Origin of the sequence: Mycobacterium gallinarum, from assembly GCF_010726765.1 — a bacterium.
In the GTDB taxonomy this organism is placed as follows: domain Bacteria; phylum Actinomycetota; class Actinomycetes; order Mycobacteriales; family Mycobacteriaceae; genus Mycobacterium; species Mycobacterium gallinarum.
The window spans coordinates 5,913,355-5,931,025 of sequence record NZ_AP022601.1; the positions used below are offsets into that span (position 1 = coordinate 5,913,355).

The 17,671-nt window shown below is 60.8% G+C and carries 7 protein-coding genes and 1 pseudogene; 6 read left to right on the forward strand and 2 right to left on the reverse strand.

Annotated elements, in window-relative coordinates; translation table 11 throughout:
* Window positions 1-102: 102 nt before the first annotated feature.
* On the reverse strand, window positions 103-426 hold the full coding sequence (locus G6N42_RS29220; RefSeq protein ID WP_163736402.1) for a hypothetical protein: 324 nt from the start codon (window positions 424-426) through the stop codon (window positions 103-105).
* A 79-nt stretch (window positions 427-505) separates the two neighbouring features.
* Between G6N42_RS29220 and G6N42_RS29225 the strand changes: the two genes are divergently transcribed.
* From G6N42_RS29225 to G6N42_RS29245, 5 genes are all read left to right on the forward strand, one after another.
* Entirely contained in the window at window positions 506-1,291 is a 786-nt protein-coding gene (locus G6N42_RS29225) for an alpha/beta fold hydrolase (RefSeq protein ID WP_163736405.1), read from the forward strand.
* A gap of 604 nt (window positions 1,292-1,895) precedes the next feature.
* On the forward strand, window positions 1,896-2,315 hold the full coding sequence (locus G6N42_RS29230; protein ID WP_163736408.1) for an MmpS family transport accessory protein: 420 nt from the start codon (window positions 1,896-1,898) through the stop codon (window positions 2,313-2,315).
* The gene (locus tag G6N42_RS29235) at window positions 2,312-5,188 is read left to right on the forward strand and encodes an MMPL/RND family transporter (protein ID WP_163736411.1); all 2,877 of its coding nucleotides are present in this window, start codon (window positions 2,312-2,314) and stop codon (window positions 5,186-5,188) included. Before G6N42_RS29230 ends, G6N42_RS29235 begins: the two co-directional genes overlap by 4 nt.
* A 10-nt stretch (window positions 5,189-5,198) precedes the next feature.
* A complete protein-coding gene (locus G6N42_RS29240; protein ID WP_163736414.1) occupies window positions 5,199-8,144 on the forward strand; it encodes an MMPL/RND family transporter in 2,946 nt (981 codons plus the stop codon).
* A gap of 182 nt (window positions 8,145-8,326) precedes the next feature.
* Window positions 8,327-8,665: a hemophore-related protein gene (locus G6N42_RS29245; protein ID WP_163736417.1), complete on the forward strand. Its 339-nt coding sequence runs from the start codon at window positions 8,327-8,329 to the stop codon at window positions 8,663-8,665.
* Window positions 8,666-8,796: 131 nt separating this feature from the next.
* On the opposite strand, the gene G6N42_RS29250 is transcribed toward G6N42_RS29245, so the two are convergent.
* Entirely contained in the window at window positions 8,797-10,536 is a 1,740-nt protein-coding gene (locus G6N42_RS29250) for an AMP-binding protein (RefSeq protein ID WP_163736419.1), read from the reverse strand.
* A 254-nt stretch (window positions 10,537-10,790) separates the two neighbouring features.
* On the opposite strand from G6N42_RS29250, the pseudogene pks2 reads away from it, so the two are divergent.
* Window positions 10,791-17,021: pseudogene (pks2, locus tag G6N42_RS29255) on the forward strand (sulfolipid-1 biosynthesis phthioceranic/hydroxyphthioceranic acid synthase); the annotation flags it as partial.
* Between the last annotated feature and the right edge of the window lie 650 nt (window positions 17,022-17,671).

The following is a 17,671-nucleotide window of genomic DNA, read 5'->3' on the forward strand; positions in this document are numbered from 1 at the left end:
GTCTTGAGACACCCCGTTCCGATGTCATGAAACACCACACTGTCCCCGTACTATGTGGAACAGCTCCCGGAGGAATCTCCGGGGGCTGTTCTTCTTTAAGCATCAGCAGCTGGCGTTGGTGACGAAGAACTTCTCGATCGTCTCCGGCCGAAGCGCGCCAGTTTCTCGGCTAACTGCGCGCTTGGAACCTTGCCGTCCCTCGTATTGCGCTGCCGTACACCAGCACGTCCTGAAGCCACGGGCAACGGCCGAAGTAGGTGGCGGAACTGCAACCCTGCGCTGCGCATGTTCTCGGCCATCGGGCCCACGCAGTGTGTCGTGACCAACCGATCGCGCGCCGCGTCGCTCACCCGAGAACAGTGCCGAGGCGTACATCACGGCGACGACGATCACAGACGACTTGACCGGTTCGGCCTGCACAGTCACGACAACACCTCCGGAGGCGTTTGAAGAGGACCAACTCCATCTATGTCAACGCTCGAATCGCTCGTAGTACCGTCCCACCGTGGTTAATCTGGCTTTCGACGACCGTGGCCGCGGGGAGGCCGTGCTCTTTATTTCAGGCCAAGGCGGTGTTGGCCGCACCTGGGACGTTCATCAGGTGCCCGCCTTCCTCGAGGCTGGCTACCGTGTCATCACCTTCGACAACAGGGGAGTCGGCGCGACCTCGAATGCCGAAGCCTTTACGACGGCAGCGATGGTGGCTGACACTGTGGAGCTGATCGAGCGGCTCCAGCTCGCTCCGGTGCGGCTCGTAGCCGTTTCCATGGGCTCCTACATAGCGCAGGAATTGATGCTCGCCCATCCCGGGCTGGTGAGCCAGGCCGCCTTGATGGCAACCAGGGGTCGGCATGACCGCGCACGTGAATTCTTCGCTACGGCCGAAAGAGATTTCGCAAACGCAGGTATCCAGCTGCCGCCCAGCTATGAAGCGAAAATACGTCTGCTCGACGGGTTTTCACCGAAGACCTTGAACGATGACAAGGTCGTCCAGGATTGGATCGACACTTTTACGATGTGGCCCACTGTTTCGACTCCCGGAGTTCGCGCGCAGTTTGCCATTGAGCCGGTGAACAACCGGCTGTCTGCCTACCGGACGATCACCACGCCAGTCTTGGTCATCGGATTCGCCCATGATCTGGTCATGCCCCCTCACCTCGGAGCCGAGGTCGCGGACGCTCTCCCGAACGGACGGTACGTGGAAGTCGGCGATGCGGGCCACCTCGGATTTCTTGAACGGCCGGACGCAGTGAACTCGGCAATCCTCGAATTCTTCGCTCAGGAATTCTAAGGCCGTGGCACGAGACTCGTTCCGTCAGGCGCATCGGCGCTGCTCGCACGCCGTCGGCTGAGCGCTGCCATCGCACTTCTGCCGCAACTCCTTCAGGGCCGGCCTCGGTGTCGTCCTACGATCACACCCACCCCAGCAAACCGATTTCGGGGCAAGTCCATCGAGCGGTCGCGGACCCCGTTGTCTCTTGATTCACGCGAAAAGTTACGGATCTATGTCGGCGTCTAGGCTGCGGCTCGGCGCACCGTATTGGAGTGCTGTCATACAACTGCCGCCGCAAACGGGCGTCCAGCTTGTTCGAGGAGGTGAAGCTACACCACGACACAGCCGACGCTGGGCCTTTTGAAGGGATTTGCGGGCGGTGCGAAATGTTCGTACCGTGCTTCAACACAAGCACTATGCATCGATCCCATCTCACGTTGGGAACAAGGTGAGATGAAAAGCTGATGGCATGCTTTACTCAAGGCGCAGGGTGCGCTCGCCAACGCTCAGCTACGTTCGAGGTCGCTGCATTCTGGCGGGCGCACCGACGTAAGTTGACATGTGCGAGCGAAAAGCAAGCCGCCGGTACGGAGATAGGGAGGGTTCGACCATTTTCCGGTTATTGAGGCGGCTGTGGATTCCGCTCCTGGTGCTGGTAGTGCTCGGCGCTGGGGGCTTCACCGTGTCGCGGTTACATGGCATCTTCGGCTCCGACACTCGCCCGTCGTATGCCGATACGAAGGTCGACGACACCAAGCCGTTCAATCCCAAGCAGTTGACGTACGAGGTATTCGGGCCGGCGGGTACAGTAGCCAACATCAGCTACTTCGATGAGAACGCTGAACCCACCTTCATCGAGGGAGCAAGTTTGCCATGGTCGGTGAAGTTCGATATCACCGAAACCTCAGGCGCGGGAAGCATTCTGGCGCAAGGCAATAGCGATAGCATCGGCTGTCGCATTCTCGTGGACGACGAAGTCAAATCCGAGAAGATCACCAACCAGTTCAATGCCTTCACGTCTTGTCTGCTGAAGGCCGCATGATCAGGAAGAGCGAAGGACGCACCGGTCGCCCGCTGATCGCGAGGACGATTTATCGATTTTCTCTGCTCATCATCTTCGTCTGGGTGGCGATAACCGTGGTTTTGACGCTTGGCGTCCCGCCCCTGGAGCAGGTCGAACGAGACCATGCAGTGGCGCTGAGTCTGGAGGATGCGCCATCGTTCAAAGCGTCACAGCGGATAGCCCAGGCTTTCGACGAAACCTCTTCCGGTGCGTTGGCCGTGATCGTCTTGGAGGGTGAGCAACCCCTTGCCGACGATGCTCACCGGTATTACGACGAAATCATCCGTCAGTTGAGAGACCGACCGGAGAATGTGCAGCACATTCAGGACTTTTGGGGAGATCCGCTCACGGCTGACGCAGCGCAGAGCGCTGATGGCAAAGCTGCGTATGTTCAAGTCAACCTAATCGGCCAGCCGGGCCAGGCCGAGGGCAATAAGTCGGTCGAAGTCGTGCAAGACATCTTGGCGCGCACTCCCGCACCCCCGGGGGTCAAGGCTTATGTCACAGGTCCCGCGGCGATCGTCGCCGACATGGGCGAGAGCGGCAACCGAACGGTCATCCTGATCACGGCGGTCAGCCTCACAGTGATTTTCGTGATGCTGCTCCTGGTCTTTCGTTCTGTCACCACAACAATCGTAATATTGCTGACCGTCGGTATCGAATTGCAGGTTGCACGAGGAATCATTGCGTTTCTCGGAATGCACGGGGTTGTCGGGCTGACGACATTCGTCGTTAATCTTTTGGTCTCCATCGGGATCGCTGCAGGAACAGATTACGGAATATTCTTTTTTGGGCGGTATAAGGAGGCGCGGGAAGCGGGCGAGGATCGCGAAAGCGCCTTCTACACCACCTATCTGGGTGTGGCTAAGGTGGTCCTGGCATCTGGTGTCACGATCGCCGGCGCAATTTTCTGTTTGAGCTTTACCCGTCTGCCCTTCTTCCAACCCCTTGGGGTTCCTGGCGCGTTGGGGATCATCGTCGCGGTTGCGGTTGCCCTTACGTTGGTTCCTGCCATTTTGGCCGCAGGCAGCCGGTTCGGCTTGTTTGACCCGAAGCGACAAATTCACACACGTAGGTGGCGGCGGATAGGTACAGCGATCGTCCGCTGGCCCGCACCGATCTTCATCACCACAGCAGCAATCTCGCTGGTCGGGCTATTGACGTTGCCGGGATACATGCCCAGCTACAACGACGTAAAGTCCCTCCCCCAGGATATCCCCGCCAATCAGGGTTACGCGGCTGCAGCAAGACATTTTCCAGAGTCGCGAATGACGGCGCCCGACTTGCTGATGATCGAGTCCGATCACGATATGCGGAATTCTAGTGACCTGCTGATACTGAATAAAGTCGCCAAGGCTGTATTCGCCGTTCCAGGCATTGCCAACGTGCAGTCGATTACTCGTCCACAGGGAACCCAGATCGCGCACACGACGATCCCATATATGATGAGTTCCTCGAACGCTGGCCAGCTTCTGGGCTTGCCGTTCCAAAAGGAACGCATGGCAGACATGCTCAAGCAAGCCGACGAGATGACCACGACGATCGGCATCATGCAACGTATGTACGGGCTGATGCAACAGATAGTCGGCACAACAACTCGTATGGTCGAAACCACACACGAATTGCAAGAGGTCACGAACGAACTGAGAGATAATCTCGCGGACTTCCAGGATTTCTTTCGACCAATTTTCAATTATCTTTACTGGGAGCCGCACTGCTACAACATACCCATTTGTTGGGCAATCAGATCGGTAGCTGACTCACTGAACGGTATCGACCAGATCACCGTCAAAATGGAGGCGCTGGTCCAGAATCTCGATCAATTAAATGCGCTTCTACCTCAAATCCTCGTGTCTTTCCCGCAGATGATCGCGACGATGGAAAGCACCCGCACAATGATGCTGACGATGCACAGCACGATGTCGGGCACCATCAGCGCGATGGAGGAATCGAGCGATAATGCGACTGCAATGGGGAAGGCCTTCGACGCCGCGAAGAACGACGATTCGTTTTATCTCCCGCCGGAAGTATTCGAGAACGAGGACTTCAAGCGTGTCCTGAAGATCTTCTTGTCCCCGGACGGGAAAGCGGCACGCATGCTGATTGCCCAAAGGGGCGATCCGGCTACGCCTGAGGGTGTCTCGAAGGTCGAACCGATAATGAATGCCGCGGAAGAAGCACTCAAAGGCACTCCCCTCGAAGACAGCCGTATTTACCTCGCCGGCAGCGCGGCGAGCGTAAAAGATATCGTTGACGGCTCCAGATACGATCTTTTGATTGCGGGAGTGTCCGCACTCTGCTTGATTTTCATCATCATGCTGATCATCACGCGGAGTTTTGTCGCCGCGCTGGTCATCGTGGGGACCGTGGCCCTTTCTTTAGGTGCGTCCTTCGGATTGTCCGTTCTGGTCTGGCAATACCTACTCGGCATCCAGTTGCAGTGGATGGTTCTGGCGATGTCGGTGATGGTGCTCCTGGCGGTGGGGTCTGATTACAACCTTCTACTTGTATCGCGGATGAAAGAAGAAGTTGCGGCGGGAATAAACACCGGCATCATCCGCGCAATGGGCGGGACAGGCCGGATCGTCACGGCCGCGGGTCTCGTATTCGCCGCCACCATGGCGTCGATGCTGGTGAGCGACCTGCTGACCTTGGGTCAGCTGGGAGCCACCATTGCCTTGGGTCTGTTGTTTGACACGTTGATCGTGCGCGCGTTCATGACGCCCTCCATCGCAGCGCTGCTGGGACGCTGGTTCTGGTGGCCGCAACACGTGCGTCCTCGACCCGCGAGTGCACTACTTCGGCCGGTTGGGCCGCGTCCACTCGTGCGTTCCCTGATGATGAGGGACTAACGAAGTCCGCATGAGCATCGAACACCGGCGGCCCTCGCTTATCGCGCGGACCATACGCAGGTTTTCGCTAGTCATCATCGTGGCTTGGCTGGCGTTGATCGTCATTTCGACGCTCGCGGCCGTCAGTGGGAATTGGGCGGCGGCGATCCCGTCGTTGGAGCGGGTGGCGGAAGAGCATTCTGTATCCTTGATGCCCAAGGATGCCCCTTCGGTGCAGGCGATGACGCGCATTGGCCATGTCTTCGAGGAATCCGATTCGGACAATTCCGCGATGATTGTGTTGGAGGGGCAGCAGCCGCTCGGACAAGAGGCGCAGCGATATTACGCCCGGTTGATTCAGGATCTGAGGAACGATCCGAAGCATGTCGAGCATGTGCAGGATCTGTGGGGGGATCGCCTTACCTCATCGAGCGTGCAAAGCCCCGATGGCCGGGCGACGTATGTGCAGTTGAATCTCGCGGGCGACCAGGGAACCGCCCTGGCCGACGAATCAGTGGAAGCCGTCCGGGATATCGTGAATCGGACGACGCCGCCGTCGGGCGTCGCGGCATACGTAACCGGCCCGGGACCACTGGCGTCGGATATGCAGCAGAGCGGGAACGATTCCGTCCTGAAGATCACCATCGTGACGGTCGTGATCATTTTCATCGTACTTCTTCTTGTATACCGGTCGCTCGTCACAGTGATCTTGCTCTTGATCATGGTGGGGTTCGAATTAGCGGCGGCACGAGGAATTGTCGCGTTCCTCGGCCACACTGACGTTTTGGTGCTGTCAACGTTCGCCGTCAATATGCTGGTTTTCCTCAGTATCGCGGCCGGGACCGATTACGGGATATTCTTTTTCGGTCGATATCAGGAGGCGCGCCAAGCTGGTGAAGATCGAGAAACTGCTTACTACAGCATGTATCGCGGAGTCGCGCCTGTCGTGTTGGCGTCGGGTTGCACGATCGCCGGTGCAATTTTCTGCCTGAGTTTCACCCGGCTTCCGTACTTTCACAGCATGGCGATCCCGTGCGCCATCGGCATGCTTGTCGCGGTCGCGGTCGCGGTTACGCTGGTCCCGGCCGGTGTGGCCCTTGCCAGCCGATTTGGCATGTTGGAGTCGAAACGCTCTGTCCGCGTCCACAGATGGCGTGGAATCGGGACGGCGATCGTCCGCTGGCCCGCCCCCATTCTGGCTGCGTCGCTCGCGCTCGCATTTCTCGGTTTAGCGACGCTGCCCGGCTATCAAACGAGTTATAACGACCGGCTATACATTCCCGATGACATCCCAGCCAATCAGGGCTATGCCGCCGCCGAGCGTCACTTTTCCCAGGCGCGATTGATGCCGGATATCTTGCTTGTGGAAGCCGATCACGATATGCGCAATCCCGCAGATTTCCTGGTGCTGAATCGACTAGCGAAGGCAGTCTTCAATATCCGAGGTATTTCTCGTGTGCAGGGCATAACTCGGCCCGAGGGAACGCCGATCGGTCGCACGTCGATTCCGTTTATCCTAAGCCTGCAAAGTGCTGGCCAGGTTCAAACGATGAAGTTTCAGGAAGCGCGAATGGACGATCTGCTGCGGCAGGCCGACGATATTGCGACGATGATTCGGATCATGCAGGATCAGTACTCGCTGATGCGGCAGATGAACGAAATCACTCATAAAATGGTGACCCAAACCCACGACCTAAAAGTTGCTCTGGACGAGACGCGGGACAGCATAGCAAATTTCGATGATTGGTTCCGGCCTATCCGGAACTACTTTTATTGGGAACCGCATTGCATGAATATCCCGATCTGTAATGCTGCCCGCGCGTTATTCGACACGATCGACGGTGTCAGCGTGATCAGCGACCGAGTGGAAGTTCTTTTGCAGAATCTCGATGAGCTAGATGTGATCATGCCCCAGCTGACGGCACAATTCCCGCAGTTGATTGCGAGTATGCAGAGTATTCGGGCGATGATTCTCACCATGCACAGCACGATGTCGGGCTTCATTGCCACCATGAATGAATCGACCGAGAATGTCACGGCGATGGGGCAGGCGTTCGACGCCAGCCGAAACGACGATTCTTTCTTCTTGCCGCCGGAGGTTTTCGACAACGAAGATTTCAAAAAGGCGATGGAATCGTTTCTGTCTCCCGACGGAAAATCCGCCCGATTCATCATTTCGCATCGCGGTGATCCGGCCTCGATACAGGGGATTGAACGGATCAATCAGATAAAGGCAGCGGCCGAGGAGTCGTTGAAGGGGACACCTCTCGTTAACGCCAAGATATCTATCGCTGGCGCCGCGTCCACCGCCAAAGATTGGCATGACGGGTCGACATGGGACCTTTGGATCGCCGGTGTGGCTGCGCTTTGCCTGGTTTTCGTTATCATGCTCATTATCACTCGAAGTGTTATTGCGGCCTTGGTCATTGTCGGAACGGTCGCGTTGTCGCTGGGTGCGTCGTTTGGGGTTTCGGTGCTGCTCTGGCAGTACATTTTGGGAATCAATTTGCACTGGATGGTCCTTGCGATGTCCGTGATCATCCTTCTGGCGGTTGGCTCTGATTACAACCTGCTGCTGGTATCCCGCATGAAAGAAGAGATCGGTGCTGGCATACGCACGGGAATTATTCGTGCAATGGGCGGTACCGGAAAGGTCGTCACAACGGCAGGGGTGGTGTTCGCGGCGACCATGGCCTCGATGGTGGTCAGCGACCTGCAGATAATCGGTCAGATTGGGACCACGATCGCGCTGGGTCTGCTGTTCGACACGTTGATCGTGCGATCTTTCATGACACCCTCCATCGCTGCACTGCTCGGACGGTGGTTCTGGTGGCCGCAACGTGTGCGCCCACGCCCTGCAAGTTTCCTCTTGGAGCCGTTAGGGCCCCGTTGGGCGGCGCGGCGCTACCTGCTGGGCGAGAAGCCAAGCGGCGGCGAAGACCCGGTCACAGCCCCGATACCTACGCCTTCTCCCTAGCTGAGATTAAGGCGCGGCGCGGCGTAACGTAGGTGAGACGCTGGCCGATACGGGTAGTACATGTCTCGCAAAGGCTGGGTTTAGCGAGATGGTAGTAGCTCACCCGATTATGGGTAATCTCGATCGTGGCTACGAACAACAGAAGATGAGAGTTATGCACCTACAGGGGAGGTCTCTACCACATGATCAAACTGTCGTTGACCAAGCTGGCCGTCGCAGTGGCTGGCGTCGGATTGTCATTGGCCGCAGGGGCGGGAGTGGCGTCCGCGCAGCCTGATCTGGGTCCGGCCGTCAATACAACCTGCACTTATCCGCAGTTGGTTTCGGCGTTGAATGCGCAAAGCCCGGAAGCCGCCGCGGCCTTCAATCGGGCGCCGGTGCTGAAAGCCGGTCTACAACAGTTCCTGGCCTCGGGGCCGGCTCAACGGCAGCAGATGGCCGGCAGGATTGCGGTCGCTCCATGGGCTCAGCCATACCTCGGTTCCATCCAGGCCGCGTTTAACACCTGTCAGAGCTTCTGATCGAGTTCCGCGAGTTCGGCCAACTATTTGGTGTCGGCGCGGACCTGAAGTTCGGTCACCTGAAACTTTTCCCGGTGCGGGGCAGCCGAGCGAGCTAAATGCGGTGAGGCGGCTCGTTCGGTTCGCCGTCGTCAGGCGTCTTGGCGGGTGAATTGGCCGGTTCGGTAGTGGTCGATGCATGTTGCTCGTCGTATTTTGCCGCTTGTGGTGATGGGTATTGAGCCGGGTGATACCAGCACTACGTCGGCGACGGCGAGGTCGTGGGTATGGGAGATCGCTGAGGTGATTTCACGTTTGAGGGTGTCGAATTTGTGCATCACCTCGTTGCCGGAGTCGCCGCGTCGTTTGACTTCGGCGATGACGACGAGTTGTTCGATTTCGTTGTCGGGTACCGCGATGGCGGCGACCCGGCCGCCTGATATTTCCTGAATCGTGGCTTCGATGTCATCAGGAGAGTGGTTGCGCCCGTAGACGATCAACAGGTCTTTGATGCGGCCGACGATGAACAGGTCTCCTTCGGTGACAAAGCCCAGATCCCCGGTCCGCAGCCACGGTCCGGCCGGGGTGCCTGCTGACGGGTTGATCAGGGTGGCGCCGAAGGTGCGTTGGGTCTCTTCTGGTTTGTGCCAATAGCCCAACGCGACGTTGTCGCCGTGCACCCAGATCTCGCCGGTGGTGGCCGGCGGGCATTCGGTGTGGGTGTCGGGATCGACGATGCGCACCGTGGGCGATGGGGTGAGCGGATAGCTGATCAGTGGTGTGCCGCCGCCGTTGGTGCAGCGTTTGGCCTGACCTGCGGCGAGTTTGTCGGTTTCGAAGTCCACGATGGTGGGGGCTTGGCCCGCTCGGCTGGTCGCGGCGTAGACGGTGGATTCGGCAAGTCCGTATGAGGGTCGGACCACCCAGTCGTGGAGGTTGAACCGGGCGAACCGCTCGGTGAAGCGTTGCAGTGTGGCCGGGTGTACGCGTTCGCTTCCGCTGAGAATGGTTTCCACGTTGCCCAGATCGAGTCCGGTCATGTCCTCGTCTGAGGTCTTTCGTGCGGCGAGTTCGAACGCGAAATTCGGCGCCGCCGAGAATGCGTGAGTGTTGGTGGCCAGCAACTGCATCCACCGGGCCGGGCGCTGCAGGAAAGCCACCGGACTGGTGAGCACAGCGGGAAGTCCAAGCAGCGCCGGTGCGCATACTCCCAGAACCAAACCCATATCGTGATAAAAGGGCAGCCACGAGACAAAGGTGGTGTCCAGGGGCGGAACACCTCCGTAATGCGGAAAATAGCCATGCAGAATCTGCTTGAAGTTGGCGAACAGGTTGGTATAGGAGATCATCACGCCGGCGGGTTGGCGGGTGGATCCCGATGTGTATTGCAGATACGCGGTCGTCTGTTGGATATCGCCCGGGTCCTCAGCTCGCACCGGAGCGTCCAGTTCCAACGAATCGATCTCGATGATCGAGGGTCGCGGCTCCAACGGCTGCGCGGTGACGTGTGGGACGACGTGATCCACGACTGCGGACGTGGTGAGAACCGCCGTGGGTGACGCATCGCGCAGCACCGAATCGACGCGCTCATCGCTGGCGCCGCCCAGCGGGACCGACAGCGGCACCGCGACGATCCCGGCCTGTAACGCCCCCAGGAACGCCAGGATGTAATCCAGTCCCTGCGGGGCCAATATCACCGCACGATCACCTGGTGCTGCACAGCCTCGAAGCTCACGGGCAACGTTGCGCACTCGCCGATACAGCTGCGGCCATGTCACTCGTTCGGGAACGCCGGCCCAATCCTGCTCATAATCGACGAACGTGAATGCGATCTCATCCGGCTGAAGACTGGCACGCTCGCATATCAGTGTCGGAATGGACGTCGCAACCACCGCCTGAGGTTACGTCGCCAGTGCATCCCCGATAGCGAATTTGATGAACCACTTTTCGTCCACTGAGTCGAATTCGCCTACAGCATGAAACGGCCCGTCTGAATGGCCCGTAATCGCAGACCAACCATTCTGACCCGAACTGACGCAATGTTTAATAGTCTTGTCGGGTGCTTGGGTTACGGGGGGCACACAGCTTAGCCTCAGCGAATTCTCTTCCTGACACGAGAGCCGTCACTCCGGTTGCTGTCATTGGTATGGCGTGTCGACTTCCTGGGGGTATCGATTGCCCGGAGCGGTTGTGGGAGGCGTTGCTTCGTGGCGATGACCTGGTGACCGAGGTTCCGCCAGATCGTTGGGACGTCGAGGAGTATTACGATCCCGAGCCTGGGGTGCCTGGTCGGTCGGTGTCGAAGTGGGGGGCGTTTCTCGATGATGTTGCCGGCTTCGATCCGGAGTTCTTCGGGATCAGTGAGCGGGAGGCGATCGCGCTTGATCCGCAGCATCGGCTGTTGTTGGAGAACTCCTGGGAGGCCATGGAGCACGCCGGCCTCGGTCCCGAGCGGATGCGCGAATCGCGCACCGGTGTGTTCGTGGGACTGACTCACTACGATTACCAACTCGTCACGGCCGGCTTTCATGCGATGGAGAAGCCATACGGTTTCCAGGGCAACATCTTCAGTATGGCGTCCGGTCGGATCGCCTACGCCCTGGGGCTTCGTGGCCCGGCGGTGACCGTTGACACCGCCGATTCTTCCGGCCTGACTGCGGTGCATATGGCGTGCCGCAGCCTCGATGTGGGGGAGAGCGACATGGCGTTCGCCGGCGGCGCGTTCGTGATGCTGGAACCGCGAAAGTTCCTTGCGGGGACGGCGAACGGCCAGCTATCTCCCACGGGTCGCTGTCATGCCTTCGACATTGCGGCGGACGGGTACGTATGTGGTGAAGCTAGTGCGGTGGTGTTGCTCAAGCGCTTGCCCGACGCGCTCAGCGACGGTGACCGCATCCTGGCGGTGATACGCGGCACCGCAGCCAACCAAGACGGCCATACGGTGAATATCTCGACGCCGTCGCTGAGCGCGCAGACCGCGGTATACCGGGAAGCCTTGCAGATCGCAGGTGTAGACCCCGCTAGCGTCGGCATGGTCGAAGCACACGGCACCGGAACTCCCGTCGGCGACCCCAGCGAATATGGCAGCCTGACAGAGGTATACGGCGCTGATTCCCCCTGCGCTCTGGGGTCGGTGAAGACCAACCTCGGCCATGCGCAGTCGGCCGCCGGTGTTCTGGGTCTTATCAAGACGGTCCTCGCGTTACGGCATGGGGTGGTTCCGCGGAATTTGCATTTCACCCGTCTGCCGGATGATCTCAGTCGCATCGACACAGACCTTTTTGTGCCGCAGGAAACCACATCGTGGCCGACAAACGGTCATGCACCGCGTCGTGCGGCGGTGTCGTCGTATGGGTTGTCGGGTACCAATGTTCATGCGATTGTGGAGCAGGCGCCGGAATCTGCTGTGCGCGAGGATGGTTCGTTGGGCGCACCGGCGGCTGCACAGTTGTTTGCGCTGTCGTCGACCTCTGCTGTGGAGTTGCGGCGCACTGCTGGCCGGTTGGCTGATTGGGTCGACGCCCATGCCGATGTGGCGTTGTCGGATCTGGGTTACACCTTGGCTCGCCGGCGTGCGCATCGGCCGGTGCGCACCGCTGTCATGGCGCGCAGCCGGGCCGAGCTTTGCGCGGCGTTGCGGCAGGTCGCCGATGACGAGATGCCTTATCAGGCGGCGGTGGGCCGTGATGACCGGGGTCCGGTGTGGGTGTTTTCTGGACAGGGATCGCAGTGGGCAGCGATGGGCGCGCAACTGTTGGCCACCGAACCGGTGTTTGCGGCCACGGTGGGGCAGGCCGAACCACTGATCGCCGCTGAGTCGGGGTTCTCGGTGACCGAGGCGATGTCAGCACCACAGATGGTGACCGGTATCGACCGGGTTCAGCCGACTCTGTTCACCATGCAGGTCGCGCTGGCGGCAACCCTCAAGGCTTACGGGGTGCGTCCTGGCGCGGTCATCGGGCATTCGCTGGGTGAGGTCGCCGCGGCGGTGGTCGCGGGTGCGTTGTCGCTGCAAGATGGGGTGCGGGTGATCTGCCGGCGTTCGCGGCTGATGTCACGTATCGCGGGTTCGGGAGCGATGGCATCGGTGGAATTACCTGCCAAACAAATACTTTCAGAATTCACCGCGCGCCGCGTGAAAGATGTGGTGGTGGCGGTCGTGGCCTCACCGGGATCCACGGTGATCAGCGGGGCTGCTCACACACTTCGCGAGCTGGTCTCAACATGGGAGCAGCGGGGCGTGATGGCCAGTGAGATCGTCAGCGATGTGGCCGTGCATTCGCCGCAGGTCGATCCGATTCTCGATGAGCTGAAAGAGGCGTTGGCAGAGCTGGATCCGATGACTCCGGAGGTGCCGTTCTACTCAGCGACCCAATTCGACCCGCGTGAACAGCCGGTGTGCGACAGCAGGTATTGGGTGGACAATCTGCGTCGGACGGTGCGGTTCGCCGCGGCGGTGCGGGCGGCGTTGGAAGACGGCTATCGGGTGTTCGCGGAGCTGGCGGCGCACCCGTTGCTCACCCACGCTGTGGAGCAAACCGCACACAGCCTTGACATGCCGTTGGCCGTTCTCGCCGGCATGCGTCGTGGGCAGGACCTGGCGCACGGTCTGAGCGGCTTCGTGGGGGATCTGCACAGTGCGGGGGCCGCGGTCGATTTCTCTGTACTCCACCCGAACGGGCGCCTGGTGGATGCCCCGCTGCCGAGCTGGACACACCGTCGGCTGTGGTTGACCCCCGACGGTGCGCACTCACCAACACGCGGTGCAAATACGGTGTCGGTGCACCCGCTGTTGGGTCAGCATGTGCGCTTGCAGGAAGAACCAGAGCGCCATGTGTGGCAAGCCGAGGTCGGCACCGTTGCCCAGCCCTGGCTGGGCGATCACCGGGTCCGCGATGTGGCGGTGTTTCCCGCGGCGGCCTACTGCGAAATGGCCGTGACGGCCGCACGTACCGTCCTCGGCGACACCTGCGAGATCCGCGACATGTGTTTTGAGCAGGCGCTGCTTCTAGACAGGGAGACGACGCTACGTGCTTGGGCGTCGGCCGCATCGAACGGCGTCCTCGATTTCACAGTTGAGACACAGGACCTCGACGGGAAGGTATGCCGAGCGTCCGCGGTCTTGCACGTCACAGCGGATGAGCCGCCCCCTGCCCGCGACATGTCTTCGCTGGTTTCTGCGCACCCGCGTCGTGTCGACGGCACCGAGGTGCGTAACCGATTGGGCCAGCGTGGTGTTCAACACGGTCCGGCTTTCAGCGGGCTGGGTGTGGTGCATACGGGCGACGGGGGTGGTGCATCCGTGTTGGCCGAGGTGGCGTTACCGCGAGATCTTCGCTCACAACAGGAAGCTTTCGGTATCCATCCGGCTCTGCTGGATGCGTGTTTTCAGTCCGTTGCGGCTCATCCCGACATCGAGGCTTTGGGCACCGGGGCGCTGGCCTTGCCCTTGGGTGTGCGGCTGCGTGCCTACGGTGGTGCCCAGAACGCGCACTTCTGCTATGCAAAGGTGACCAGGGCCGATGCGTCTGGGGTGGAGGCCGACCTCGATGTGCTCGACGAGCACGGAACGGTTCTGCTCGCGGTACAAGGGCTGCGCTTGGGCACCGGCGAATCCGAAGATGACCACAGAGATCGAGTACTGAACGAGCGGCTACTCACCATCGAATGGCGGCACCGACAATCGCCTGCAGTGCCTGCTGCCAACGCAGGGACTTGGCTATTGATCGGCGTCGCGGCCACGAGCACGGCCGTTACTGCTGCGTTGATTGATGCCATGAAAAGCCATGGCGCGCAGTGCACCACGATGTGTTGGCCATCGGATGACGACGGCGCCACAAAAGTTGCTCAGTTGACAAATCATCTGCATATCGGCGGGATCACCGGCGTGGTGGTCGTCATAGGCACCAGCGAGCGCGATGCCGCGGGTGCATCTTTATCGTCAGGCCGAGAATATGTGCAGCATCTGACGCGAATCACTCGCGAGTTGTCCGAGATGCCAGGCCGGCCACCCCGCTTGTATGTCGTGACCTGTAATGCTCAGACCGTGGTTGCGGGTGACGTGGCGAACTTGGAGCAGGCCGGGTTGCGGGGTTTGACACGGGTGATCGGGGTTGAGCATCCGCATGTGCGCGCCACCCAGGTCGATCTGGATGAAGGCACTGATGTCGAGCTGTGGGCGCGGCAGCTGCTCAGCGAGTCCGACGAGGATGAGACGGCCTGGCGAAACGGTGAATGGTATACCGCGCGCTTGTCTCCCACGCCGCTGCGCCCCGACGAGCGACGCATGACCGACGCCAGCCATGAGCACGATGGAATGCGTCTACAGATCCGCGCTCCCGGCGACTTGGAGACATTGGAACTCGTTGCCTGCGAGCGTATTCCGCCCGGCCCAGGACAGATCGAAGTCGCGATCACCGCGTCGAGCATCAACTTCGCAGACGTACTGGTCGCCTTCGGACGCTACCCCGCCTTCGAGGGAAGGCTACCCGAGCTGGGCACTGATTTCGTCGGCGTGGTCACCGCAGTCGGGTCCGACGTGGGTACCCATAAGGTGGGCGACCGTGTTGGGGGCCTGTGCGCTGACGGGTGTTGGGGCACGTTTGTCACCTGCGACGCCGATCTGGCTGCGACAGTCCCTGCTGAATTGTCCGACGGCCAGGCTGCCGCGGTGACCACCGCGTATGCGACCGCCTATCACGGTCTTCACGATCTGGCGCACATCACCGGCGGCGACAAGGTGTTGATTCACTCGGCAACCGGTGGCGTGGGGCAGGCAGCGATCGCCGTCGCCCGCGCCGCTGGGGCCGAGATCTTCGCGACCGCAGGCAGCCACGAGCGTCGCCAGATGTTGCGCGACATGGGCATAGACCATGTCTACGATTCGCGCAGTATCGAATTCGCCGAGGCGATACGCCGGGATACACACGGTTACGGCGTTGACATCGTCCTGAATTCCGTCGCCGGTGCGGCCCAGCGTGCGGGCATCGAATTGCTGGCCTTCGGTGGACGTTTCGTCGAAATCGGCAAACGCGACATCTACGGCGATACGCGGCTGGGATTACTTCCATTCCGCCGCAACCTCGCGTTCTACGGCCTCGACCTCGGGCTGCTGTCCTACGTTCATCCCGGACGGCTGCGTGAGTTGCTGAATACTGTGTATCAACTCATCGCCGACGGCACACTGCCGGTGCTGGCGAGTACGCATTACCCGCTAGCGGATGCCGCGGCGGCGATTCGGATCATGAGCGGTGCGCAGCACACCGGAAAACTCGTGCTCGATGTGCCGCGCGAGGGGCACAGTCGGGTGATCGTGGCCCCGGCGCAGGTGCCCGTCTTCCGTCCCGACGGCGCCTACATCGTCAGCGGCGGGTTGGGGGGCCTGGGACTGTTTGTGGCCGAGAAGATGGCCGCCGACGGTTGCGGGCGGATCGTGGTGTCGTCACGCTCGCAGCCATCACCGGAGGCGATGCATGCCATCGAGCGTATGCGCGCCAAGGGTGCCGACATCGAGGTGGAATGTGGTGATATCGCCGATCCGGAAACCGCGGCCCGGTTGGTGGCTTCAGCGACCGCCACCGGCCTTGCGGTGCGCGGCGTGCTGCATTTGGCAGCGGTGGTCGAGGACGCCACCCTGAGCAATATCACCGATGAGCTCCTCGAGCGTGACTGGGCGCCAAAGGTTTACGGTGCCTGGAATCTGCACACCGCCACCATCGCCCAGCCGTTGGACTGGTTCTGCTCGTTCTCCTCGGCAGCCGCGCTAGTGGGCTCACCCGGGCAAGGCGCCTACGCTGCGGCCAACAGCTGGCTGGATGCCTTCACCCTGTGGCGCCGTGCCCAGGGCCTGCCGGCCACCGCGATCGCCTGGGGTGCCTGGGGGCAGATCGGACGCGCCGCCGCGCTGGCCGAGGGCGCCGATGTTGCTATCGCACCCGACGAGGGCTTCTACGCGCTCGACGCGCTGTTACGCCACAACCGCGCCTACACCGGCTATGCACCGATCACCGGAATCCCCTGGTTGAGCTCTTTGTCCCACCGCAGCCCATTCGCCGAGGCGTTCCGTTCCACCGGCACGACCACAACGGGTACGGGCACGCTCCATGCGGAGCTCGCCGAGCTGGCCCCTGACGAGTGGCCCACTCGATTGCGGCGCTTGATCTCTGATCAGGTCAGCCTGATCCTGCGCCGCAGCGTCGACCCCGACCGGCCGCTCGCCGAGTACGGCGTCGACTCGCTAGGCGCCCTTGAGCTACGTACCCGCATCGAGACCGAAACCGGTATACGTATCACACCCAGAGAGGCCGCCTCCTCTTCCACCACTATCCGCGATTTGGCGGAGCTGCTGTGCGTAAAGCTGGCGGGTGCGCAAGCGGCACCCGTCAACGACCCGGCGTCTGATGGCGATGCGAGACCCGTGCCGGTGCCTGACAGCCCCGCGACAGAAACAGACTTCATCGGTGTCGAATCCTCGGCGGGTGCGCGGCCGGACAATCGGCTCGCGTTGGCGGACCACGCCTTTTATACGGCCCAGCGAGCCACCGGCCAAGAGCAAGTGATGCAGGTTGTGTGGGTTTACGAGCACCCCATCGATTTTGATGGGCTGAGGCGTTTCCACCGCAATCTCGGTCACGGCTTATTGGGGCGACGCATCGAGCGTTCGCCATTGCCGTTTGCCCGGCATCGATGGGTTGTGGACCGGGGGCCGTCGGACATCGATATTGCTGAATGCCCTCGGCCCCGTAGTGAACTCAGCGACTGGGCTGATGAACGATCGCAACTGACGACTGATCCAGAATCGGGATCGGGTTGGCATCTGGGCGTGCTCCCTCTTGACGACGGCTCGACCGCGGTCAGCCTGGTGGTATCTCACTACCTTCTCGACGGTCTGGGGCTGGCCGTCGCGATCACCGATGCGGTCACGGGCCGTACCCGCGATCTCGGTCTCCCATTGCCGTGTTCACAGACCCGACTGCGAACGGCGGCCAAGGACGTTCGGCAATTTGCGCAGGACGTACCCGAGGTCGC